The organism is Hallerella porci, from assembly GCF_003148885.1.
In the GTDB taxonomy this organism is placed as follows: domain Bacteria; phylum Fibrobacterota; class Fibrobacteria; order Fibrobacterales; family Fibrobacteraceae; genus Hallerella; species Hallerella porci.
In genome coordinates, this window is record NZ_QGHD01000001.1 from 221,678 (window position 1) to 243,920 (window position 22,243).

Annotated in this window: 20 protein-coding genes; 12 read left to right on the plus strand and 8 right to left on the minus strand. The window is 46.8% G+C overall.

Annotated elements, in window-relative coordinates; translation table 11 throughout:
• Positions 1-6 precede the first annotated feature (6 nt).
• A complete protein-coding gene (ruvA, locus tag B0H50_RS00930; protein WP_106197396.1) occupies positions 7-597 on the minus strand; it encodes a Holliday junction branch migration protein RuvA in 591 nt (196 codons plus the stop codon).
• 197 nt (positions 598-794) lie between these two features.
• Here ruvA and B0H50_RS00935 point away from each other — a divergent pair, with 197 nt between their 5' ends.
• Complete coding sequence (locus B0H50_RS00935; RefSeq protein WP_106197395.1) at positions 795-1,964, plus strand: hypothetical protein; 1,170 nt, start codon at positions 795-797, stop codon at positions 1,962-1,964.
• On the opposite strand, the gene B0H50_RS00940 is transcribed toward B0H50_RS00935, so the two are convergent.
• The 4 genes from B0H50_RS00940 to B0H50_RS00955 form a co-directional block, all read right to left on the minus strand.
• Positions 1,965-4,412, minus strand: coding sequence for an ATP-dependent helicase C-terminal domain-containing protein (locus B0H50_RS00940; protein WP_109587092.1), 2,448 nt, complete (start codon positions 4,410-4,412; stop codon positions 1,965-1,967).
• A 6-nt stretch (positions 4,413-4,418) separates the two neighbouring features.
• Positions 4,419-4,889 carry a hypothetical protein gene (locus B0H50_RS00945; protein ID WP_106197393.1) on the minus strand — a complete coding sequence of 157 codons (471 nt, stop codon included), beginning with the start codon at positions 4,887-4,889 and terminating at the stop codon, positions 4,419-4,421.
• Between the two features lie 70 nt (positions 4,890-4,959).
• Positions 4,960-6,063, minus strand: a complete 1,104-nt coding sequence (locus B0H50_RS00950; protein WP_109587093.1) for a glycosyltransferase family 4 protein — start codon at positions 6,061-6,063, stop codon at positions 4,960-4,962.
• Positions 6,064-6,075: 12 nt separating this feature from the next.
• Positions 6,076-7,038 (minus strand): DHH family phosphoesterase, encoded by a 963-nt coding sequence (locus tag B0H50_RS00955; protein ID WP_106197391.1) that lies wholly within the window; start codon positions 7,036-7,038, stop codon positions 6,076-6,078.
• A 608-nt stretch (positions 7,039-7,646) separates the two neighbouring features.
• Between B0H50_RS00955 and ilvC the strand changes: the two genes are divergently transcribed.
• The 3 genes from ilvC (at position 7,647) to B0H50_RS00975 (ending at position 11,141) form a co-directional block, all read left to right on the plus strand.
• The gene (gene ilvC / locus B0H50_RS00965; protein ID WP_106197389.1) at positions 7,647-9,131 is read left to right on the plus strand and encodes a ketol-acid reductoisomerase; all 1,485 of its coding nucleotides are present in this window, start codon (positions 7,647-7,649) and stop codon (positions 9,129-9,131) included.
• A 127-nt stretch (positions 9,132-9,258) separates the two neighbouring features.
• On the plus strand, positions 9,259-10,362 hold the full coding sequence (gene hisC / locus B0H50_RS00970; protein ID WP_106197388.1) for a histidinol-phosphate transaminase: 1,104 nt from the start codon (positions 9,259-9,261) through the stop codon (positions 10,360-10,362).
• Entirely contained in the window at positions 10,344-11,141 is a 798-nt protein-coding gene (locus tag B0H50_RS00975) for an inositol monophosphatase family protein (protein ID WP_109587095.1), read from the plus strand. The genes hisC and B0H50_RS00975 overlap by 19 nt, the downstream gene beginning before the upstream one ends.
• Positions 11,142-11,146: 5 nt before the next feature.
• On the opposite strand, the gene B0H50_RS00980 is transcribed toward B0H50_RS00975, so the two are convergent.
• Positions 11,147-13,504 carry a DNA internalization-related competence protein ComEC/Rec2 gene (locus B0H50_RS00980; RefSeq protein WP_109587096.1) on the minus strand — a complete coding sequence of 786 codons (2,358 nt, stop codon included), beginning with the start codon at positions 13,502-13,504 and terminating at the stop codon, positions 11,147-11,149.
• Positions 13,505-13,569: 65 nt separating this feature from the next.
• On the opposite strand from B0H50_RS00980, the gene B0H50_RS00985 reads away from it, so the two are divergent.
• Both B0H50_RS00985 and B0H50_RS00990 read left to right on the plus strand, forming a co-directional pair.
• On the plus strand, positions 13,570-14,859 hold the full coding sequence (locus tag B0H50_RS00985; RefSeq protein WP_109587097.1) for a zinc metalloprotease: 1,290 nt from the start codon (positions 13,570-13,572) through the stop codon (positions 14,857-14,859).
• A 17-nt stretch (positions 14,860-14,876) separates the two neighbouring features.
• On the plus strand, positions 14,877-15,419 hold the full coding sequence (locus B0H50_RS00990; RefSeq protein ID WP_106197384.1) for a DUF4416 family protein: 543 nt from the start codon (positions 14,877-14,879) through the stop codon (positions 15,417-15,419).
• A 26-nt stretch (positions 15,420-15,445) separates the two neighbouring features.
• Here the strand turns inward: B0H50_RS00990 and B0H50_RS00995 are convergent, their stop codons facing one another.
• Both B0H50_RS00995 and B0H50_RS01000 read right to left on the minus strand, forming a co-directional pair.
• Positions 15,446-15,952, minus strand: a complete 507-nt coding sequence (locus B0H50_RS00995) for a flavin reductase (RefSeq protein ID WP_106197383.1) — start codon at positions 15,950-15,952, stop codon at positions 15,446-15,448.
• A 97-nt stretch (positions 15,953-16,049) separates the two neighbouring features.
• On the minus strand, positions 16,050-16,607 hold the full coding sequence (locus B0H50_RS01000) for a manganese efflux pump MntP (RefSeq protein WP_106197382.1): 558 nt from the start codon (positions 16,605-16,607) through the stop codon (positions 16,050-16,052).
• 67 nt (positions 16,608-16,674) lie between these two features.
• Between B0H50_RS01000 and B0H50_RS01005 the strand changes: the two genes are divergently transcribed.
• From B0H50_RS01005 to B0H50_RS01030, 6 genes are all read left to right on the plus strand, one after another.
• Positions 16,675-17,469, plus strand: a complete 795-nt coding sequence (locus B0H50_RS01005) for an SDR family NAD(P)-dependent oxidoreductase (RefSeq protein WP_106197381.1) — start codon at positions 16,675-16,677, stop codon at positions 17,467-17,469.
• 65 nt (positions 17,470-17,534) lie between these two features.
• A complete protein-coding gene (locus B0H50_RS01010; protein WP_106197380.1) occupies positions 17,535-17,912 on the plus strand; it encodes a c-type cytochrome in 378 nt (125 codons plus the stop codon).
• A gap of 145 nt (positions 17,913-18,057) precedes the next feature.
• Complete coding sequence (locus B0H50_RS01015) at positions 18,058-18,663, plus strand: ATPase (RefSeq protein WP_106197500.1); 606 nt, start codon at positions 18,058-18,060, stop codon at positions 18,661-18,663.
• 3 nt (positions 18,664-18,666) lie between these two features.
• Entirely contained in the window at positions 18,667-19,212 is a 546-nt protein-coding gene (locus B0H50_RS01020; RefSeq protein WP_106197379.1) for a hypothetical protein, read from the plus strand.
• Between the two features lie 6 nt (positions 19,213-19,218).
• On the plus strand, positions 19,219-20,952 hold the full coding sequence (locus B0H50_RS01025; RefSeq protein WP_106197378.1) for a V-type ATP synthase subunit A: 1,734 nt from the start codon (positions 19,219-19,221) through the stop codon (positions 20,950-20,952).
• A complete protein-coding gene (locus B0H50_RS01030; RefSeq protein ID WP_106197377.1) occupies positions 20,945-22,243 on the plus strand; it encodes a V-type ATP synthase subunit B in 1,299 nt (432 codons plus the stop codon). The genes B0H50_RS01025 and B0H50_RS01030 overlap by 8 nt, the downstream gene beginning before the upstream one ends.

The window sequence follows — 22,243 nt, forward strand, 5'->3', positions numbered from 1 at the left end:
GAATCGTTAAACGTGTTTGAGGGCTTCGGGAATGATTTGCGTGACCGAAGCGTTAACGCCGAGAATTTCGACCGCTTTTTCGACCGCTTTTTGGGCAGCGGGGTCTTTGACGCCGAGAGTATGCAGCGCCAAGACCGCTTCGCTTTGATTCGGAGAAAGTAATGCCGTTTGTTCACCCCCAGAGACGGACGAGAGGGCAATCGCTTTGTCTTTGAGAGCGAGAATGAACTGTTCGGCAGTCTTTTTTCCGACGCCTTTAATTTTTCCGAGGGCAGTTTTGTCTTCGCGGGCGATAATCGCTAAAAAATCTCCCGGAGAAATGCCAGAAAGAATCCGCTGAGCGGTTTTGGGCCCGACGCCATTTACCGAAATCATATTTAAGAAAACTTCTTTTTCTTGAGAATCGGCAAATCCGAAGAGTTCCATCGCATCTTCGCGGACGACTAAATGCGTTAACATCGTGAGTTCTGAACCTTCTTGCGGCAAGCGTTCGCCTGTGCGCGAAGAAATTTGAACGCCGTAACCGACTCCGCCGCATTCAATCACTGCAAAAGTCGGGTGTCGCTCAATCAAAATTCCGTGTAAACTTTCAATCATGGTCTAAATATACTAAAAATTTTGAAAAGTAGTTACATTTTGTGCAGTAATTTTTCTTTTTCTTCATTTTCTTGGACAAATCATTTTCGTTCTCAATGACGAAATGCTGTGACTTGCCATAAACAAATTTGAAAATCCAACATTCTTTGTTTTGGCGGCTTTTAAGAATTTAGTTTTAAATCAAAAATGAGGTTTTTATGAATTTGAAAAAAATTTCTTTGGCTTTGGCTGCGTCGGCACTTTTCTTTACTGCGTGCAGTGATAGTTCTAGCAGTTCTGCTCCCGAAGAAGATTCGTCTTCGTCCGCAGCAGATATTTCTTCGTCTTCGCAAAAAGCAGAAGATGCAGATGCGATTCAAAAAATCATGAGCGAAATGCCGAATATGGATTTGGGCGAACGCTTCGGCGGAAAGCTCTGGCTTACGGCGGGCGCGAACGGGCTTTATTCTTTGTGGGTAATCGATTCCTCGAATCCGGAAACTTCGTATGGCACGGTCGCAAAAACCGCAGATATTTCGAGCGGAAAATTGACCTTTACGAAGGACGACGGCGTGGTTTACGCAGCGGGCGAAGCGCAGGGCGATGAATTCCTCGCCGAATTGGAAAAGGGAATTTCTTTGGAATTTGCGGTGAAGGATTCTTCTCTCACGGTTTCCATCAACGGAAAAGAGGCGAAGGAAGTCGGCAAAGCAACGCGTAAAGTGACTAAAGATTATCTTTCGCGCTCCGATTCTCTCGTCGGAAAGAAAGCGGAATGGAGCACAGGCGATGCGTCGTCGATTTATCGCTTCTTTAAAAACGGTGAATATGTCCGCATTTCGGTCGCAGAAAATGGCGACAAGAAAGAAGACTTGTTTGAAGCGGGTTATTACGATGTGCATCGTCAGCATTTGCTTTTGCTCCCGGCGTATCACGTGGGCAAGGTGACGACTCTCGGCAATTACACGGTGAAAGTCGATGATGACGATTTGATTTTCGAAGGCGCAACCGATAAGAAAACTTATCACACAACTGCGATGAAAGTGGAATATCCGAAAGTTTCCGATTTGACGGATCACGGTTGGGAATCCGAAAGTAATGACACTCTCAAGTGGACTCTCGATTTTAAATATGACGAATATCGCGTCGTCGGAAAAACCGGTTTGAGCGATAACACGATGAAAGTGCGTCGTCTCGGCAAGTGGGCAGTCTTCGGCGATTATCTTGTGTTAACGGTCGATACTTGCCAAGCGGCAAAATCCATTGAATGCAAAACGGAACGCGGTGCCATTCAGAATTTAACGGCGGACAGTTTCAAGTTTGATAATTTCGATTCGAAGAGTGAATATGCGACGCCGAAAAAATGGAGCGTCGTCAAAATGGAATAATTAAAGAACGCTTTCGGGCCAAGGATGCTTCGGGTAACGACCCCGAAGCTCTTTTCGTATTTGGGGATAAGTATTTTTCCAAAATCCTGTTAAATCCCACGTTTTCTGCGCCGTGCGAAAATTCGGCGCTAAAATATCGTAGCGGACTTTCACTTTTCCTTGCGTGATAAAATGTTCACCGCGGAATGTCATCAGGTCTTCGATGCGTGCAGAAAGTTCGACGGGAGAATTTTCCACATAATGATAATGCGCCCGCTTGCCGTTTGGAAGAACGAGAAAATCCGGAAACATTTTTGCGAGCCAACTGAGCATATTTTCGCCGAAGTATTCTTGCATTTTTTTGCGGAAGCGTTCGGGCGAAAGATCGCGCATTAAAAAAACGCCGTCAAAAAAATCTGCGGTGACGAGTTCCACATCTTCGTCATTCCACAAAGGAAGTCCAAAATCGGGAAAATTTTCGGCGGCGAGTTTCATCTTGCAAAGAAGAATTTGATTCGCTTCGTCCATCCACAAATGCGAAAAATTTTCGCGGCGGTGACGCTCCATCCAAGTGTCTGCGGTGAGCGCTAAAAGTTTTTGCAAAGTTTCGGCGTTCGCTTCTTGCGGGAGAATTTCTTCGCGGGAAATTTCCACATCGCCGTGACTTCGAATCAAAAGTCCAATGTAGCGTTCTTGCCCCGAGCGCCAAAGCAGTTCATAGCGAACGGTTGCGTTTTCGTGCTGCAAAAATTTTTCGGGAACAGGCAGATAAAGGCCCGCGCGCATTTCGGATTTTTGCTGCGAATTCGTGCGCAGTAAATGAAAGACGAGAATCGCTTTGGCATCGTTTACGCTCGCAGGCGAAATGGGAAAAGTATCCGTCGGCGTTTTGTAAGAGTTGCTGTTTGCAATCGCTATGCTTTCGGGAAATGCGTTCAAGAAAATGGCGATTGCATCGTCGGAATTATCCGCAGAAAATTTTTTGCGGTCATTTTCTTTGGCATAATCGAGAAGGCGTTTGTGGGCAAGTCGAATTTCTCGTGAAAGGCGATTTCCTTTTTCGGTTAAATCGCGGGCAAGTTCGAGCGCATTGAGCGGCGTCCGCTCTTTGCTTTGCATTTCATCGGCATCGAGAATGCTGAATAGCGCAATGGAAAGCGCAGAAATTTTTTCGGCTTCGGCGTAAGCTTTGGCGAGCGATAAATCGTTCAACGGAATTTGCAAAACTTTTTCGCCGAGAATGGTGATGCATTTTTCGTCGGTTAAAAATTGATTTTTGACGAGTTCCGCAAAAGCTTTTTCAAAATTTTTTGCGTCGGGCTTTGTCGGCAAAAGAATGGCATCGAACGGAACTTGCGCACGCTTAGCGAGGGCTGCAATTTTTAAGATGAGCGGACGCAAATCGCTTTTCAAAATTTCGGGAATAATGCCTTTCGGGAAAAGCGATTCTTCGCGAGAATTCCACAGACGAATGCAAACGCCTTTCTGCGTTCTTCCCGCGCGCCCCGTGCGCTGCACCGCATTTTGCAGAGAAATTCGGCTGAGTTTTAAAATGTTCCGTTTTTGTTCGGCGTTAAATTCGGTCGTGCGTTCTAAACCGGAATCGATGACGCCGGTAACGTTCGGAATTGTCAAACTCGTTTCTGCGATATTTGTCGAAAGGACAATCCGCGGTTCTTTTGTATGCAAAAAAATTTCGCGTTCAATCGATTTTTCTTGGCCGCCGAATAAATCCAAAATTTTCACTTTTCCGTAACCGAATGCTTCGTCTAAGTGGCGGTGCACCGTAGAAATTTCGCCTTTGCCCGGAAGAAAAACGAGGGAAGTTTCCCAAATTCGATTGCGCTCTAAAGTGCGAAGCGCTTTCTCCACATTTTTTGCGAGAGGCGTTCCGACGGGAGAATCTTGATTGAGAATTTGCACCGGAAAACCGGGCTTTCCGACTTTTAAACACGGAACTTGTAAAATATTTTCGAGTTCTTCGCGGTTGAGTTCTGCCGAGAGAATCGCAATGCGCGGCGCTTGCGGAGATGTTTTTTGTAACGCTAAAAAATAGGCGAGAAGCAAATCCATTTCGGCGCGGCGTTCGTGAAATTCATCGAAAACAATCCAGTCGAAATTTTCGGCTTTGTGCAAAATGGATTCTAAAAAATTGCCGTAAGTGGTGAAGAGAATTTTTGTCGAAGGCGAAGAATTGCTTTCGAATCGAATGCGGTAACCGACGCAGGAATTTTCGGGCAAAAGACTTCCGAGAAATCCGGCGAGACTTGTCACCGCTAAACGTCTCGGTTCGAGAACTGCGACTTTGGCAAGTTCTTCTTTTTCGGAAGCGAGAATCCACGGAACCAAAGTGGATTTTCCGGAGCCGGTCGGCGCCGTTAAAAGAAGATTTTTTTGTTTACGAATTTCTTGACGAATAACGCTCGCGCTTTCATAAAGCGGGAGCGTTTGAAATGCGGAATCGTCCATCGAATTTTAAGCTTTCGGATAGCGCAAATGTTCGGCGGTCGCCTTGTCGGCATACGGCCAATGGCTATTCTTCATTTGACGATCGAAAAGCAAATTTTGCAAGCGGCGTTGTAAACCGGCTTCGGTTTTGCAGAAGAAATAAACAACTTTATTTTCTTTGGCGATGTAGAATGAAGCGGCTTTGTACTTGGTCTTGTAAACGGTGCGGAAAGTCATAATGTCTTCGCGCTTCGGAATAACGCGACCATTTTTGATTTCGCAAATCACGTCGGCGTCTTTGAGCATCGCTTGCCCTTTCTGACGGACAAATTCCAAATTCGGCGCGGTATTCTTTTTAATCGTTTCCAAGTCAAATGCACCACCGCCTTCTTTGATGACGCGGCGCACCGCGCGCACAGCGGCGATAATGATAACGACGATGACTAAAATGAGAATAAGCCACCAATAATTCGCAAAGAAATCTGCAATTTGAGACATAAAACCTCGTGAAAAATTTTACAGCCAATTTAAAAAGTTTTTCGCTTTTTGTTTTGTGAGGGAAAAGCGTTTACGATTCCATAGCCGAATCGACAGCGACTTTCATTTTTTCGGCCATCGCATCCCAGCTCATGCCGAGCGCACGCTTTTTCGCATTCGCTTCTAAGGTGTGCAGGCGTTCAGGAGCGTGTAAAATCGCAGCGGCTTTTTCGCAAAATCCTTCGGGATTATCATTTTCATAAAGGATTCCTGTTTCACCGTCGATGACAGAATCTTTTAAACCGGCGACATTATTGGACATCGAAATCGTTCCGCATAAATTGGCTTCGATGTTGTTAATGCCCCAACCTTCTTTGAACGAAGGATTGATAAAAAGAGAAGAACGGCTGAGTAAATTGCGCTTTTCGTCTTCGGAAACGCGCCCGAGAAATTGCACGGAATCGGTAACGCCGAGATCTTTCGTGAGTTTTTCAAGCTCGGGACGATAATCGCCGCTGCCCGCAATTTGAAGTTGAATTCCGGGGATGAGTTCTTTTAAACGCGGCATCGCTTGAATCACAAATTGCGCGTTTTTGTATTTCATCAAACGGCCGATGAAAGAGATGACTGGCGGATTTGCTTTCGCTTCTGTCGGGTGAAAATATTCCGTATCAATTCCCGGTTCAACGAGGAACATTTTCTTGTAACGAATTCCCATGTCGTCGATTTCTTCTTTCGTGCTTTCGGAAATAGCGAGGAAATTTTCGTTCTTGTAAAAGAGCGCAACAGCGCGTTCCATCAAATAAACATAAAGCGCAAGCGGAAAAAATGTCTCGCGGAAAATGGATTTGCGGAAGAAATGCATCACCATGTGTAAGCGTTTTGCTTTTGTGCCGAGCGGCGTAAAGAAAGGAATTTTATTCAAATCTTCGACGATTAAATCGTATTCTTTTTCGTGTTTTTTTGCGTAAAAGAATGCGGAATAATTGAAAAGAAATTTGCTCCCGATGCGGACCGTGCGCATGCCATCGATGACTTCTTCATCGGGCAAACCTTTTACGCGGTGGGCGAGGACGGTGACCTCGTAGCCGTTCGCGTTTAGGCGTTTGAAAATTTCGTGGAAATAAAGTTCTGCGCCACCGGCTTCGGGATTTTTAATATCGCGCCAGTTGATAAGTAAAATTTTTTTCGTCACAATAAACCTTCTTTAAATCGCATTGAAATGAGAAAGTTGTGCTTGAATTAGACTGAGAATTTTGGGAATCACCGATTCCGGAGATTCGTTCACGCTTGCCCCCGCTGCGCGCGTGTGACCGCCGCCGCCAAAATTTCCTGCGATTTGATTGACATCGATAATGTAATTGGAGCGGAAACTCAATTTATACGAATTGCCGACCGGATAAAGGAAAATCGCAACTTCGGTTCCGCTGACTTCGCGGAGTGTATCGATAATTGAACTCAAATCGAGCGGAGAAACTTCAAAGCGTTTCAACTCTTCGGGAGAAATGCTTCCCCAGACGACTTTTCCGTCTAAAGCGAGTTTGCAATTTTCTAAGACGAATCCGGTGACGCGCGTGGCTTTGTAGCTTCGCGTGTAATAAGTTTCGTTGATAATGCGCGCGAAATCGGCGCCTTTGTCAATTAAATCGCCGACGGCAATCATGGTGCGTTTTCCCGTGCAGCTGAATTTAAATGCGCCGGTATCGTGGACGATTCCTAAGTAAATGGCGTTGGCGGTGTTTTGGCTTATGCGTTCCGAGTCCAGTTGAAAATACAAGACTTCGCTCGCGGAACTCGCTTGCGGTTCGACGATATTCAGCGTGCAAAGATTTTGAGGATTGCTAATGTGATGATCGATGTTGCAGGTAAATTTCGCTTTTTGAAAAGCCGCTTCGCCGCCCGCGCCACAGCGTTCAAACGAAGGTGTATCGAGAAGAAAGCAAAGATCCGCTTCGCGTCCATCATATTCCGGAAGAATTTTTTCGGCTCCCGACAAAATGCGATAACTCGGCGGAAAATTTTCCGCAAAAATTTGTACCGTTTTTTCGGGATAATTATCGCAAATGTAATTGTAAAGCCCAAGGCAAGAACCGATGCAATCGCCGTCAGGGCGAACGTGGCCAAAAATAGCGATGGACTGAGCTTTTTCCAGCAATTCGTCTAATTTCATAGCGTTATTATAGAAAGAATTTAGAGAAAAGGAAAGCTTTAAGAAAAAATTAGGAGGGAGGAAGGAGGAATTGAAAATAATGGCGCGGCGTAGCCGCGCAGGGGAAACGCGAAGTTTTAGAGCGGAAAATTTTTGATGTACTCGTGCGAAGCGCCTCATTTTTGCAAAATTTGTCCGTCGGGATTCCGGAGATACCATTTTGCACGCAAAATTTGTCCGTCGGGATTCCGGAGATAACATTTTACACGCAAAATTTGTCCGTCGGGACTCCGGAGATACCATTTTGCACGCAAAATTTGTCCGTCGGGACTCCGGAGATAACATTTTACACGCAAAATTTGTTCATCGGAAGTCCGGAGATAACATTTTACATGAAAAATTATTCCATCGGAACTCCGGAGATAACATTTTACATGAAAAATTATTCCATCGGAACTCCGGAGATGAAATTTTGCAAATTTCCGACCACTAACCCCTGCCCACTAACCCCTGCCCACTAACCACTAACCCCTGATCACCGACCACTAATTCCTCCTTTTTAACCGCTTTCGCATTCTAAATTTTTCTACATTATTGTGCGAACGTAGTAACACACTAGAGGTAAAAAAATGAACTACTTCAATACACTCCCTCTCCGCAAGAAGATCGAAGAACTTGGTCATTGCCGTTTTATGGAAGCTTCTGAATTCTCTCGTGGAACCGAAGCTCTTAAGGGCAAGAAAATTGTGATTATCGGTTGCGGTGCTCAGGGCCTTCATCAGGGTCTTGACCTTCGCGATAGCGGTTTGGATGTATCTTACGCACTCCGCGATTCTGCAATTCAAGAAAAGCGCGCATCTTTCAAGAATGCGACGGAAAATGGTTTTAAGGTAGGTACTTACAAGGAACTCATTCCGAGTGCAGACCTCGTTTGCAACCTCACACCGGATAAGCAGCATCACAATGTGATTCCGCAGATTATGCCGCTTATGAAGAAGGGTGCAGTTCTTTCTTACAGCCACGGCTTCAACATCATCGAAGAAGGTCAACAGATTCGCGATGATATCACCGTGATTATGTGTGCTCCGAAGGGTCCGGGTTCCGAAGTGCGTGCAGAATATGTTCGCGGATTCGGCATGCCGTGCCTCATCGCTGTCCAAGCGGACCACGATCCAGAAGGCAAGGGTTGGGATTATGCAAAGGCTTACGCTGCTGGTCTTCATGCAGACCGCGCCGGCGTTCTCGAAAGCTCTTTCATCGCCGAAGTCAAGTCCGACTTGATGGGCGAACAGACCATTCTCTGCGGTATGCTCCAGACCGGAACTCTCCTCGGCTTCGATAAGATGGTTTCCGAAGGCATTGAACCGGGTTATGCAGCAAAGCTCCTCCAATACGGTTGGGAAACTGTTTCCGAAGCTTTGAAGCACGGTGGCATCACGAATATGATGGATCGTCTTTCGAATCCGGCAAAGATTCGCGCTTACGAACTTTCCTTGGAATTGAAGAAGATTATGACCGACCTTTATCGCCGTCACCAAGACGACATTATCTCGGGCGAATTCTCTTCGACGATGATGAAAGACTGGGAAGCAGGCGACAAGGATTTGCTCACTTGGCGTGAAGAAACGGGTAAGACCGCTTTCGAAAAGACCGCTGCTTCGGACGCAAAGATTACCGAACAAGAATACTTTGACCGCGGCGTTCTCATGGTCGCTATGATCAAGGCTGGTTCGGAACTTGCATTCGAAACGATGACCGCTTCGGGCATGAAGCCGATGAGCGCTTACTATGAAACCCTTCACGAAATTCCGCTGATTGCAAACCTCATCGCGCGCAAGAAGCTCTATGAAATGAACCGCGTCATTAGCGATACCGCTGAATACGGCTGCTACCTCTTCGCAAACCGCTGCATTCCTCTCCTCCAAGACTTCATGAAGAAGATTACGAAGGAAGACCTCGGCGAAGTTTACGGTGCAGGCAAGGGCAACGGTGTCGATAACGTGAAACTCATCGCAGTGAACAAGGGCATTCGTCAGCATCCGACCGAAATCATCGGTGCATGGCTCCGCGAACACATGACTGGCATGGCAGAAATTGCCGTGGCAACCAAGTAATTTTCCTTTCGGATTTTTACGAAAAAGCCTCGGGTAAAACCGAGGCTTTTTTGTGCGAAGAAAAGGAAACGAAAAACTTAAAAAAGAACACAAAGCCAATAAAACGGCAATTTTTTACATTTAGCGTATGATTGAAACACGTCCAGAATTAAAAAATATCTCCGATTACGTTCCCGGAAAATCCATTGAAGAAATCTGCGAACAATACGGATTAAAAAGTGCAGTGAAACTTGCGTCCAACGAAAATCCGCTCGGACCGTCACCGAAAGCGCAAAAGGCATTTTGCGAAATGGCTTCGCAGTTGCATCTTTATCCGCGCGGAAATGCGCCGCATTTAATTTCGGCGATTGCAAAAAAATTCGGCGTGAACACAAATCAAATCGTCCTCGGCAATGGCTCCGACGAAATCATCGATATGGTGGGGAAAGCTTTCTTGCAGCCAGGCGATGAATGCATCGGCATCCGAACGACTTTCTCTGTTTACAGCGCAACCGCAGATTTATACGGGGCAAAATTTATTTCGGTCGCCGCGGGCGAAGAACGTCCTGCGTTAGATCTTTATCTTCAAGCGTTAACGCCGAAGACGCGCGCCATTTTCATTTGCAATCCGAATAATCCCACCGGATTTTATTACAGCGAAAAAGAACTTCTCGACTTTCTTCAAAAAGTGCCGCAGAATGTTCTCGTTTTCTTGGACGAAGCGTATTCGGAATTTGCGACGGCGCCAGATTATCCGAAGCTCATTTCGAAACTCGCAGAATTTCCGAATTTGCTTTTGAATCGCACATTCAGTAAAATTTACGGACTCGCGGGACTGCGCATCGGTTATGCGTTTTCTAGTCCCGAAATCATCGCGGCGATTTGGAAAGTGAAACCGCCTTTCGATGTGAATTTACCTGCGCAAGCGGCGGCAACGGCTGCGCTTTCCGATGAAAATCACATTCAACAATCGATTGCTTTGACGGTTTCTGGTGCGCAATTTTTGACGGAAAATTTTGCCAAGCTCGGCTTTTCCGTTCTCCCGACGCAGGCGAATTTCATCTGCGTGCATATCGGCGAAAATTGCAAACAGTTGACGGAATTTTTGGAACGAAACGGCATGATCGTGCGCTACTTAAAAAGTTTCGGCCTCCCCGAATCTATCCGCGTAACGATTGGAAAGCCCGAAGAAAATCAACTGCTGATCGATCTCGTTCAAAAGTGGAAAGAAGAATGTCAACTTGCGAAGTAAAAGAATTAGAACAAATCGCGATGCGCGCTGCATCGGCTGCGGAAAAAGTGATTCTTTCGCATTTTGATTCCGATTTAGCGGTGGAATGGAAACCGGACAATACGCCGGTAACAATCGTAGATAAAGGTGCCGAAGAAGCTTTGCGAAAAGTCTTTGCCCAAGAAACGCCGCACTTCGGCGTCATCGGCGAAGAATTTGGCATTGAAAATCCCGAAGCCGAATATAAATGGGTTTTCGATCCGATTGATGGCACAAAATCTTTTATCCGCGGCGTTCCTCTTTTTGGAACTCTTATCGGGCTTTATCATCGGGGCGAACCGCTCGTCGGCATTATCAATCTTCCGGCGCAACGAAAAATGTTGCATGCGGCAAAAGGCTGTGGCGCTTTTGTCGGAGAACGTCGCGTTTATACGTCAAAAGTCGAACACCTGAGCGATGCGCTTGTGCTTTCGGGAACGGTCAATACTTTTGACGAAATGCATCTCGGCAAAGAATTTGAAGCGTATCGCAAATCCGCAAAACTTTACCGCGGTTGGGGCGATTGCTACGGTTACTTCTTAGTCGCCACGGGTCGCGCCGAAGCAATGGTTGATCCCGTCGTTTCGCTGTGGGACATCGCTGCGTTTCCTGCAATTTTTGCTGAAGCTGGTGGAAGTTTCTCGCTTTTGGATGGAACGACTGCGCTCTTCGATGCAAACGGAAAACCGACGCGTCCCATTCACGAAGGTTATAACGCCAAAGCGACAAACGGAAAAATCGAATCCGTTTTCGCTCGCTAAAATTTTCATTCCGAAAAATCCGAATTCGCGGTGCTGTAAATTTGATGCCCGCTTTCATTAAAATGCACAAAAACAGTGCCGACTTTGGATGTATTGAGCAGCGGAATTTTCAAACTGTCCAAACGTTCGACGACGACTTTGTGCGGATGACGAAAACGGTTGTGTTTTCCATTGGATGCAATCGCTATTTCGGGTTGAACCGCTTCTAAAAATTCCCGCGAACTCGAAGTCTTTGAACCGTGATGCCCGAGTTTTAATATGTCGGTTTTAAGCGCAATATCGGTTTGCAAAATTTCCGCTTCGCCTTCTTTGGTGAGGTCGCCCGTTAAAAGCATCGAACCGCCGACGCCTTCGATGCGAAGGGTAATGCTTTCGGAATTGGTTTCTCCGCATTGCGTAGGGTCGGGATGCAAAACGCGCATTTCCCACGGAATTTTTTCTTCTGGATTGGCATAAAATTCTTCGCGGAAAATCATCCCGCGCCGCAAATCTTGAATGGCGACATTGCGAATAGTCGCTGTCGAAAGGACGCGCATCCATTCTGGCTTTTCGGTAAAGCGGGCGCATTCTTGAATCCAAAGATTTTCTACGGGAAATTCGCGGAGCAAAACTTCGGCGCCACTAAAATGATCCAAATCGGGATGCGTAATAATAATGCCTTTGAGTTTCCAAATTCCTTCGTTTTGCAAATACGGAATAATTTTATCGTTTGCGACATTGCGTTTGCCCGAATTGACGCCGGCATCGACCAAATAGGCATTTCCTTTTGGGCTTTTGACTAAAATGCAATCGCCTTGTCCGATATCCAAAACGGTCACTTCCCAAGACGGAGAAATTTTGGGCGAAAGTGCGGTGTAAAGGAAATAGCCTCCAAAAAGGCAAAGCGAAATGAGAACGATTCTTCGGACCCAAAAATTTTCGCGGAATTTACCGAGCGAAAGCACCACAAGCCCAATTAAAAGAAGAATCCAAATGGGGAAAGGCCCCGCCGTGACCGACGCTAATGTAACCGCAGAAATTTTCCCGACGAGAAATGCCGAAAGCCGAAAGAGAAATCCCGCGGCAGCGCAAAACGCTTCGGCGCAAACAGGAATCGGAAGTAGTAACGCAAAAACTCCCGCTTGCATGCCGAGACTTACGAGCGGTACCACGAAAATATTTCCGACGATTGAAATCGGTGAAAGCGAATGAAACGACCAAATGAGAAATGGCGCAGTCGAAGCGGTCGCAACCAAAGTAATCCAAACGGCTGCGAAAACATAATTTTCTAAAAAATTCCAAATTTTATTTTTCCGCAAAAATTCATTTTTTGTCGTCAACGGATTTCGTTTTCCGTAAGCGATAATCCCTGCGGTGGCGGACGCCGAAAGTTGGAATCCGACATTCCAAATGACATCGGGATGAACGGCGGTTAAAATCAAAAGCGCAACGCCTAAAGAATTGAGCGAGTCCGCTTTGCGTTCGAAAAGAAGTCCGCATTGCACGACCGAAAACATAAAGACCGCACGAAGAACAGCGGGCGAGCCGCCGGCTGCGGGCGCGTAAATGAGCATCAAAAAAATGGCGCAAAGACTTGCTGCTCGGTGCGGCATCCGCGTCGCTTTTAAAAGCAATAAAATCATTCCCGAAAGTAAAACCACATGGAATCCGCTGATGGCGAGAACGTGGACAATTCCTGCGCGGCGAAATCCGCTTTGGAGCGCATCGGGAATATTCGAACGGTCGCCGGCCAAAAGCCCGATTAAAAGTCCCGATTCTGCGGGCGAAAGATACTTACCAAAGTAATTTTTTAAATGCCTGCGGAATGCTGAAAATGCTTTTTCCAAGACGAAGCGATGCGAAATCACTTGAAAGGATTCCAATTTTCCAAAGCCCGCAAGTCCTTGACTTTTTAACCATTTGGGCGAATCAAATCCCCCGGGAAGTGTCGGCGGCTCAATCGGAAACCATTTCGCAGTAAATTGAATCGAATCTCCGGGCATAGGAAAGGGCGCTTGCTTTTTGGATAAGCGGAATTTTCCGTTTTCGCTTTCTACGATTACGGCGACGCCTTCGGGGCGATCGATGACCGATTCGACGAAACCAGAACCTTCCTGCGGAAGATTTTTGGGAAAAGCGGGCTCGTTTGCGCTAAAAAATGACGAAATCCACAGTCGAATCACAAAAAAGAGCAGCACCGCAAGCGAAATTCGCCGCGAAAAAGCGGGGAACGCCCACAGCGCAAGCACAAGAATTGGCATAAACGCGATGCCGTAGAGCGGAAATTCTGCGGAAGTGAGAAGCAATGTCGCCGCAAAAAAGGCTGCGAGAGCGGGTCTTTCTGAGAGCGGGCTTAAAAATTTTCGAAATTCATCGAATCGCATAATTTTCTCCTAAAAAAAGATTAAATTGCAAAGACAAAGTGTCCTCTTATTCTTTAAACGCTCGAATGTCGGAAAAAAGGAAAAAAAGCTCATTTTTCACACTTTTTTGGCTCGTTTGGCTCATTTTGCCCTTCGGCGTCGTCGGCTGTGAAAATTTTGGTTCTTCGACAGATTCGCCCTCCAAATTGCCTCCATTTGATGTGCGATTTCAACTTTCGGCGAATGATTTGGCAAATAATGATTCTGCCAAAGCGCATCTCGTTTCGGGAACTCTTTTGCGGGTTTATCCGAATGCATTTTATCGGCTTTCGTTTGATATCGATTCTTTGCAAAAAGCGCCGCAACTTAATTTATTCCGCGTCGTCGATAGTCACGTTCGCAATTTAACGCGAAGCATTACGCCAAAAGAAGAAAATGGCCGCTGGATTTACGAATTCGTCTGCGAAGAAAATGAACCGATGTATTGGGTGACAACTCTCGAAAGAAATGGCGATTATTTTCGCGGACAAGTCCAAAATGTCCTTTTCGAAGGCGCGGGCAATTACAGCAATCATTTTAGCGTGAATTTAATTGTCGCGGGCGAGTACGGCGGCACCGCAGATTCGGTATCTGCAGATTCTTTGGCAAAGCTTTTACAGCGAGAATTTCGCAAGAATTTTTCGCCCGGGCAAATTTTCATCGATACCGTTTATTTGCATCGCGCATCCGAACGCATCGATTTAGCGACTGCGTATCCGGACAATGAACCGTGGCTTGCCGGGAAGTCGAGTGAAGATTTTTTCGTAACCGAACTCGGCGGTTGGCCAAATTCTTCCGCGGAACCAGAAATTTATAATGCCTTAGACATTGTGCTAGTGCATCGCATTGAGAAAACCGCAGTCCTCGGCTATTCCATGCTTTTCAGCGGAAATTTCGGCGGCGGCTCGGGAAGTACAGTCGTCGTAGGAACGCATTACCGCGTGGATTCGCGGACTGAAAAAATGCAGACTTCCGAAGATATCGTCAACACAGCGATTCACGAAAGCGCGCACTTTTTGGGACTTCGCCATACGACGGCGACGACATCGGATATTATTTCCGAAGAAGATATGTCGAATTGCGAGGACGGAATTGACGACACGCCTTTCTGCGGAAATATTCTCAACATGAAACGCGCCGCTCAAGATTCGTTAGAAACGACGACGGATTATGAAATTTCAACTTGGGCAAGGCCGCGCCTTTTCTTCAAAGAAGTCGCCCATTGCCCCGACGAAAATAATCCGATGTTTCCCGCAGAAACTCTCGAAACGATTTCTTCATTTACTCCGGGACAGCTCGCTTACATTGCCCGCATGCTTTCCCTTTATCCGCATTAAAATGGTGGCATTTCTTTATGGCACTTCCGCATCAATTTTCTGAAAACGCAGCTTTAATCGCATTTGTCCTTTTGCCGAGTCCCGAATGGCCCGCAGAAATTTTGAGCAAACTCACTTCCGTTTTTGGAAACATTCGCCACTTAGGAAAGCTTTTCCCGTTTGATAAAACCGACTATTACACTCCCGAAATGGGAAGCGGACTTTTCCGCGGCGTTCTTTCGTTCGAAAATACGGTTGAACCGCAAAATATCGGCGTCGAAAAAGAAAAATCCAACGCGCTCGAATTAAAATTAGCGGCTTCTCTCGAACATCGAAAAATCAACATCGACATTGGCTACATGGATTTGGACAAAGTCGTTTTGCCTTCGTATAAACGCGGCCCCTTCAAACTTTATGCGGGGAACGGTCTTTGGCTCGATATGATTTTGCATTATGCGAAAGGAAAATTTCTCCCGACTGCGTGGGCGTTTGACGATTTCAAACGGAATCCGTATGAACACGATTTGCTTTTAATCCGCGAAAAATTCAAGAAAAGTGCAAACAAAAAAGCAGGCGTTTAACCTGCTTCTTTTCGTAAAGAATTCAATTACTTCACCAAAATTTTTTCGATTTCCACAATGTAAAATGTGTGGTAATCTTCGGCGGCGTAATCCTTTGTTAAAATAGATTTGTCGAGGAAACTTTCTTTGTCGTATGGCTGCGCAAAAAGTTTGCGGCAAACGAGAACCATCCGCGCTTCATCAAAATAGGGAACTTGATTTTCGTGCGCAACGGTAAAATGACATTCAGCGATTTTGTCTACGTCCTTCCCCGAATTGCGCCCGCAGAAAGCGAGTTCTTTGCGGTAGCTTTCGTCAAAGAAGCAAAGCGAAAGATGCTCTTCGGCATCGACGAGAGTTTTTGTAAAACGTTGCGGACGGATGGCGATATAGGCGACGGGCTTGTGCCACATAATGCCGAGACCGCCCCAAGATGCGGTCATCATATTGACTTTTCCAGCGTGTTCCGCAGTGATTAAAGTCCATTCTTTATCAAACAGATGAAACGGATTATCGCGGAGTTCTTCGGGAGAAATTTCGTGAAATATAGCCATAAGAATTTTTTGTTAAAGTGAATGTTTACGGCGAATTACCGCATTCTTAAAACTAAAAAATAAAATGGAAATGGAAAAAATTCTGCGGGCGAAAAGATTATAAATGTTCCGCTAAAATTTTGCAGCCGATTGTGAGGAGCACAATTCCGCCGGCGATTTCCGCCCATTTTGCCGATAAATTTTTCCCGACTTTTTTTCCAAAATTGACGCCGATTTCCGAAGCGAGAAAAGCGACGATTCCGATGACGGCTGACGTCCACGCAATTTCGTGTCCGATGAGTCCAAAAGAAAGTCCGACGGCGAGGGCGTCTAAACTCGTTGCAACCGCTAACGCCGTTACCGTTTTCAAATTCAATTTTTTTGTAAAAGTCTGCTCTTCGCCTCCGCGGGCAGCTTCCCAAATCATCCGCACACCGAGAAAACACAAAAGCCCAAAAGCAATCCAATGGTCGATGGCGCCGATAAGTTCCGCTAAAAATTTCCCGCAAAAAGCTCCAGCTAAGGTCATTCCCGCTTGGAAAATTCCAAAAAAGAGTCCGATTTTGAAAATTTCAGCTTGAGAAGTTTCTTTGCGGCAAAGTCCGATGGAAAGAGAAACCGCTAAACAGTCAATTGCGAGGGCGCAGGCGATCAAAAAAACGCTGATCAAATCCATCGGTTTGCGTTATCCTATAAAAAAAGTTAATTTGAAAGTGTCACAATAATAGAAATGTTGAGTGCCTATGAAACGTTATCAGTCTCTTTTGATTACAGGTGCAAGTTCCGGCATCGGCAAAGCAATAGCCTACGCTCTAGCTCCCCAAGCAGAACAAGTCGTTCTCGTCGCCCGTAGAACCGACAAGTTAGAAGCGCTTGCGTCCGATCTTTCTGTGCGTTTTGGCGTTCAAGCTTATGCGTTAAGCGCCGACCTTTCTGAAAGCGGGGACGCCGAAAAAGTTTTCGAAAAGACGATTGAACTCACCGGACGCCCGCCTGATATTTTGGTCAACGATGCCGGTGCGGGCTTCTGCGGAAATGCAGCGGAAATTTCTGCGGCTGCCGAATGCAAAATGGTAACTCTCAACATCGAAAGTTTAATGGTGCTTTCCAAGCTTGCGCTCAAAACGATGAATGCGCGTCGCAAAGGCGTCATCTTAAATGTCGCAAGTCTCGGCGGATTTCAACCGGGACCGTATATGGCGGCATATTTTGCGAGTAAAGCGTTTGTCCTTTCTTATAGTCAAGCGCTCGCCGAAGAAGCGAAGCCTTACCATGTCCGCGTTCTCACACTCTGTCCGGGTTCTGTCGATACAGCGTTCCATTTTCTCGCGGGATCAAAACGCGGATTTTTGCGCAAGTTCTGGAGTTCTTCCCCCGAGCAAGTCGCTTGGGAATCGGTTCGTGCGATTCTTCTCGGATTTCCGGATGTCATTATTCCGGGATTTGCGAACAAAGCGATTGTCTTTGCCGAACGCATTTTGCCACGCCGACTTGTCATCGCATTAACGGGAAAACTTTTAAAACCGCGCGACGAATAAATTCGCAGACTATATAAATGATCACGAATTATTTTGGAAACTATCAAAATTTTGTATGAAAAAAAATGCAGAATAAAAAATGGAAAATCGGAATCGTTCTTTTCTTCGCGTTTGTTTCAATGCTTTTTGCCGCGGATTTGATTTCACTTCCGAAGCTAACTCCTGAAAATCGCGCAAAGGCTGCCGAGATTTACGACGAAGAATGTTATGCGTGTCATCGGTGGACAAGAAACTTCGCAGGCCCCGAAATGAAAGGGAATATCGCCCGTTACTTTGGAAAACCCGATTCTCTCATCGCCTATTTAAAAGACCCGCAGCCCATCCATCCGGACAAATATCGTCCCATGGAAATTCGAAAACTTTCCGATGCCGAAGCCGCTTTAATGGTCGCGTGGCTCTTTTCTTTACTTCAAGATTCGACGGCGATAGACCGCCCAAAATAACCCGCAAAATATCCCAAAAGGATGCATTTCGTCTAAATTCATCGCAATTTTGTCGAAATTTTACGATTTTTTGCGGGCGCATTTGCGTTTTTTCTTGTATATTAAAAAACGACGCAAACAAAGCGCTATTGAAATCGGAGATTTTATGGCAGAAGATTTACAAAACCTGATTGATCGCATTCAAAACGAAGCTGTTGCAAAGGCAGACGCTCAGTCCGCAGAAATTATTGCAAAGGCTCAAGCAAAGGCCGCAAGCATTGTCAAAGATGCCGAAGCACAAGCGAAGGCAAATTTGGAAAAAGCCGACAAGGATGCCGAAGTTTATGCAGAACGCAGCAAAAAAGCTTTGGAGCAAGCTGCTCGCGATGTTCTCATTTCGGTGGGCCGCAGCTTAGAATCGATGGTAAACGGAATCCTTTCCCTTCAGGTCGAAAAGAATCTTTCCGACGCAACCGTGAAAGAAATGCTTCTCGCTCTCGCAAAGAATTATGCTTCTTCCGAAACCGAAGTCGTCTTCTCGGATGCAGATAAAGCAAAACTCACTTCTTTTGCTACAGGTGAATTTGCAAAGGCTCTCGGGGCAGGCGTTCAGGTTTCCAGCGATTCCGGAGTCAAGTTTGGTTTCCGTCTGAAATTGGACGGTGGCAAAGTTTCTCACGAATTTACTTCCCAGTCGATCGCTGCAGCTCTCTCGGCACTCGTTCGCCCAGAAATCGCAAAGGTCGTTTCTGACGTGGCACAGGGAAAATAATCCATGAGCAATGCCGTTTACATTACCGCGTCGCTTCCGTTTTTGAAGTTCGGAGATACTCCTCCGTTCTCGATTGCGGATCTTCGCAATCGTTGCTCGGCGGTCATGACCGAAGAAGAACTCGCTACGTTCGACGCCCTGGTGAACGGGGAAGAATGCGACGATCCTTTTGTTTCGGCTTATATGGCTCATGAGATTCAACTGAAAAATGTGGTGGGGCACGCACGTGCTGCAGCTTGGGGACCCGAAGTGCGTTTTACAGAACGCCAATTCCCCGGCTACGATGTCACATTTGCCAAGATGGTTTCGGATGCATTTGCAAAACCGAATCCGTTAGACCGTGAACAGGATTTGGACCGCGCTCGTTTTTGGCTGGTCGATGAACTTGCCCGCGGAGAAGATTCGATGGCTGCGGTCTACGCATTTGCCATCAAACTGAAAATCTGTGAACGGTGGTCTCGGATTTCCGCAGAAGCGGGGAATGCTGCCGTCCTAAAAGTGATTAATGATAACGATCCTGCGTATAAGCAGGAAAGACCGGAGGTCTAACTTTCAATGGCTACAATCGGTAAAATTGTCGGTGTGAACGGAAACCTTATCCGTGTCGCATTCGAAGGTGCAGTCGCACAAAACGAAGTGGGTTTTGCGAAACTTTCTTCGGGCGTGGAATTAAAAAGCGAAGTGATTCGTATTCGTGGCGATTACGCAGAACTTCAGGTTTTTGAAGATACGACAGGCCTCAAAGCGGGCGACGAAGTGAGCTTTACAGGCGAATTGCTCTCTGTAGAACTCGGTCCGGGTCTTTTGACTCAAGTGTTTGATGGTTTGCAGAATCCGCTGCCAAAACTCGCAGAAGAATGCGGATTTTTCTTGCAACGCGGTAAATATCTGCCAGCGCTTCCGCGCGATCTCAAGTGGGCTTTTACTCCGGTGGCAAAGCCGGGCGATAAAGTTACCGGCGGCGATACTCTCGGTACAGTTCCCGAAGGCATTTTCAAGCACCGCATTATGGTGCCGTTCAAGTTCCGCGATGTTTTGACTGTCGAAAGTGTTGTTCCGGCTGGCGAGCATGTCGTGGAAGATGTTATCGCTGTTTTGAAAGACGAAAATGGCAAAAATATCGAAGTCAAGATGTATCAGACTTGGCCGGTCAAGATTCCGATTAAGAATTACGAAGAACGTTTGCGTCCATCGAAGCCGCTCACGATGCAGCAGAGAATTATCGATACATTCTTCCCGGTGATGCAAGGCGGTACATTCTGCACGCCGGGTCCTTTCGGCGCTGGCAAAACCGTTCTGCAACAGTTGATGAGCCGTTACGCAGACGTGGACATTGTGATTTTGACTGCTTGCGGTGAACGTGCTGGTGAAGTGGTGGAAACCCTCCGCGAATTCCCAGAACTCATTGACCCGAGAACGGGCAAGAGTTTGATGGAACGTACCTTGATCATTTGTAATACTTCTTCGATGCCGGTGGCGGCTCGTGAAGCTTCGGTTTATACCGGCGTGACCTTGGCAGAATATTATCGTCAAATGGGTTTGAACGTCTTGCTCCTTGCAGACTCGACTTCGCGTTGGGCACAGGCTCTCCGTGAAATGAGCGGTCGTTTGGAAGAAATTCCGGGCGAAGAAGCTTTCCCGGCTTACTTGGAATCGGTGATCGCTTCGTTCTACGAACGCGGTGGCGTTGTCCGTTTGAAAGATGGTTCTACAGGTTCTGTGACGATCGGCGGTTCTGTTTCACCGGCTGGCGGTAACTTCGAAGAACCGGTGACGCAGGCTACCTTGAAGGTGGTGGGCGCATTCCTCGGCCTTTCGCGTGAACGTTCTGACCAACGTCGTTTCCCGGCAATTCACCCGCTCGATTCTTGGTCGAAGTACGAAGGCATTATCGATTCGAAGAAAGTGGAAGAAGCTCGCCACATCCTCGCTAGCGGTAACGATGTGAACCAGATGATGAAGGTCGTGGGCGAAGAAGGCACTTCTATCGAAGACTTTATTCTTTACCTCAAGTCCGAATATCTGGATGCGGTTTATTTGCAGCAAGATGCTTATCACGAAATCGATGCCGCTTGCTCGGCAGATCGTCAGAAGTATGTCTTTGAACGCGTTTACAACATTCTCAAAACGCCGATGTCTTTTGCCGATAAGGATTCCGCTCGTGGCTTCTTCTTGAAGCTTACGCAGATGACTAAGGACTGGAACCGAGTCGCGTTTGGCTCCGACGAATTCAAGTCTCTCGAAAATCAGATTTCAAGCTCCGTTGCGGAGGTCACGAAGAATGTATAAGGTTTATCATCGTATTGAACGTATTGCGGGTAGCGTTATCACCGTTAAGGCCGATGGCGTTGCAAACCAAGAATTGGCTCAGGTGACGAGTGCTCAGGGAACTTCTCTTGCACGCGTGATCCGCATTGACAAAGACATGGTGGACTTGCAGGTGTTCGCAGGTGCTCGCGGTATTTCAACGGATTCGCAGGTTCGTTTCCTCGGAAAGCCGATGGAAATTCCGTTTAGCGACGCTCTTCTCGGACGCGTTTTCACCGGTGCAGGCGTTCCTCGTGATAAAGGTCCCGCCATCGAAGAAAACCCAGTTCCTATCGGCGGTCCTTCGGTGAACCCCGCAAAGCGTATCATTCCGAAGACGATGGTGCGTACGGGTATTCCGATGATCGACGTGTTCAATACCCTCGTCGTTTCGCAAAAGCTCCCGATTTTCTCTGTCGCAGGCGAACCGTATAACCAACTTTTGGCGCGTATCGCATTGCAAGCAGAAGTGGATGTGATCGTCCTCGGCGGTATGGGCTTGAAGCACGATGACTATCTGTATTTGAAAGATTACTTGGAACAAAACGGTGCACTTTCTCGTACGGTGATGTTTGTGCACACGGCGAGCGACCCGATTGTGGAATGCTTGCTTGTTCCGGATGCATCTCTTGCTGTTGCTGAACAATTTGCAACTCGCGGAAAGAATGTGCTCGTCCTCCTCACGGATATGACGAACTTTGCGGATGCGATGAAGGAAATCGCGATTACGCAGGAACAGATTCCGTCGAACCGCGGTTATCCTGGCGACCTTTACTCTCAGCTTGCTAGCCGTTACGAAAAGGCGGTGGACTTCGAAGGTTCGGGCTCCATCACGATTTTGGCGGTGACGACGATGCCGGGTGACGATGTGACTCACCCTGTTCCGGATAACACCGGTTACATTACCGAAGGTCAGTTCTACCTCAAGCGCGGTCGCATTGAACCGTTCGGTTCGCTCTCTCGTTTGAAGCAGCAAGTGAACGGAAAGACCCGCAGCGACCATCGTACGATTATGAATACGATGATTCAGCTTTACGCGAGCTACAAAGAAACTCTTGAAAAGCAGTCGATGGGCTTCCGCATGAGTAACTGGGACAATAAGCTTTTGAAGTATGGCGAACGTTTCGAAAAGGAAATGATGGATCTTTCCGTGAACATTCCGCTGGAAAAGGCTTTGGACCTCGGCTGGGAAATTCTTGCCGACTGCTTTACCCCCGAAGAAACCGGTATTCCGTCCAAGATGATCAACCAGTATTGGCCCAAGAAGGGGTAA

What these genes read in the sequence shown, in the direction of transcription:
- B0H50_RS01030 (WP_106197377.1), top strand. Translation starts at nt 20,945, where the DNA reads ATGTATAAGGTTTATCATCGTATTGAACGTATTGCGGGTAGCGTTATC.
- hisC (WP_106197388.1), top strand. Translation starts at nt 9,259, where the DNA reads ATGATTGAAACACGTCCAGAATTAAAAAATATCTCCGATTACGTTCCC.
- B0H50_RS00985 (WP_109587097.1), top strand. Translation starts at nt 13,570, where the DNA reads ATGTCGGAAAAAAGGAAAAAAAGCTCATTTTTCACACTTTTTTGGCTC.
- ilvC (WP_106197389.1), top strand. Translation starts at nt 7,647, where the DNA reads ATGAACTACTTCAATACACTCCCTCTCCGCAAGAAGATCGAAGAACTT.
- ruvA (WP_106197396.1), bottom strand. Translation starts at nt 597, where the DNA reads ATGATTGAAAGTTTACACGGAATTTTGATTGAGCGACACCCGACTTTT.
- B0H50_RS00940 (WP_109587092.1), bottom strand. Translation starts at nt 4,412, where the DNA reads ATGGACGATTCCGCATTTCAAACGCTCCCGCTTTATGAAAGCGCGAGC.
- B0H50_RS00975 (WP_109587095.1), top strand. Translation starts at nt 10,344, where the DNA reads ATGTCAACTTGCGAAGTAAAAGAATTAGAACAAATCGCGATGCGCGCT.
- B0H50_RS00990 (WP_106197384.1), top strand. Translation starts at nt 14,877, where the DNA reads ATGGCACTTCCGCATCAATTTTCTGAAAACGCAGCTTTAATCGCATTT.
- B0H50_RS00935 (WP_106197395.1), top strand. Translation starts at nt 795, where the DNA reads ATGAATTTGAAAAAAATTTCTTTGGCTTTGGCTGCGTCGGCACTTTTC.
- B0H50_RS01010 (WP_106197380.1), top strand. Translation starts at nt 17,535, where the DNA reads ATGCAGAATAAAAAATGGAAAATCGGAATCGTTCTTTTCTTCGCGTTT.
- B0H50_RS00980 (WP_109587096.1), bottom strand. Translation starts at nt 13,504, where the DNA reads ATGCGATTCGATGAATTTCGAAAATTTTTAAGCCCGCTCTCAGAAAGA.
- B0H50_RS01000 (WP_106197382.1), bottom strand. Translation starts at nt 16,607, where the DNA reads ATGGATTTGATCAGCGTTTTTTTGATCGCCTGCGCCCTCGCAATTGAC.
- B0H50_RS01025 (WP_106197378.1), top strand. Translation starts at nt 19,219, where the DNA reads ATGGCTACAATCGGTAAAATTGTCGGTGTGAACGGAAACCTTATCCGT.
- B0H50_RS00995 (WP_106197383.1), bottom strand. Translation starts at nt 15,952, where the DNA reads ATGGCTATATTTCACGAAATTTCTCCCGAAGAACTCCGCGATAATCCG.
- B0H50_RS00945 (WP_106197393.1), bottom strand. Translation starts at nt 4,889, where the DNA reads ATGTCTCAAATTGCAGATTTCTTTGCGAATTATTGGTGGCTTATTCTC.
- B0H50_RS01015 (WP_106197500.1), top strand. Translation starts at nt 18,058, where the DNA reads ATGGCAGAAGATTTACAAAACCTGATTGATCGCATTCAAAACGAAGCT.
- B0H50_RS00955 (WP_106197391.1), bottom strand. Translation starts at nt 7,038, where the DNA reads ATGAAATTAGACGAATTGCTGGAAAAAGCTCAGTCCATCGCTATTTTT.
- B0H50_RS01005 (WP_106197381.1), top strand. Translation starts at nt 16,675, where the DNA reads ATGAAACGTTATCAGTCTCTTTTGATTACAGGTGCAAGTTCCGGCATC.
- B0H50_RS01020 (WP_106197379.1), top strand. Translation starts at nt 18,667, where the DNA reads ATGAGCAATGCCGTTTACATTACCGCGTCGCTTCCGTTTTTGAAGTTC.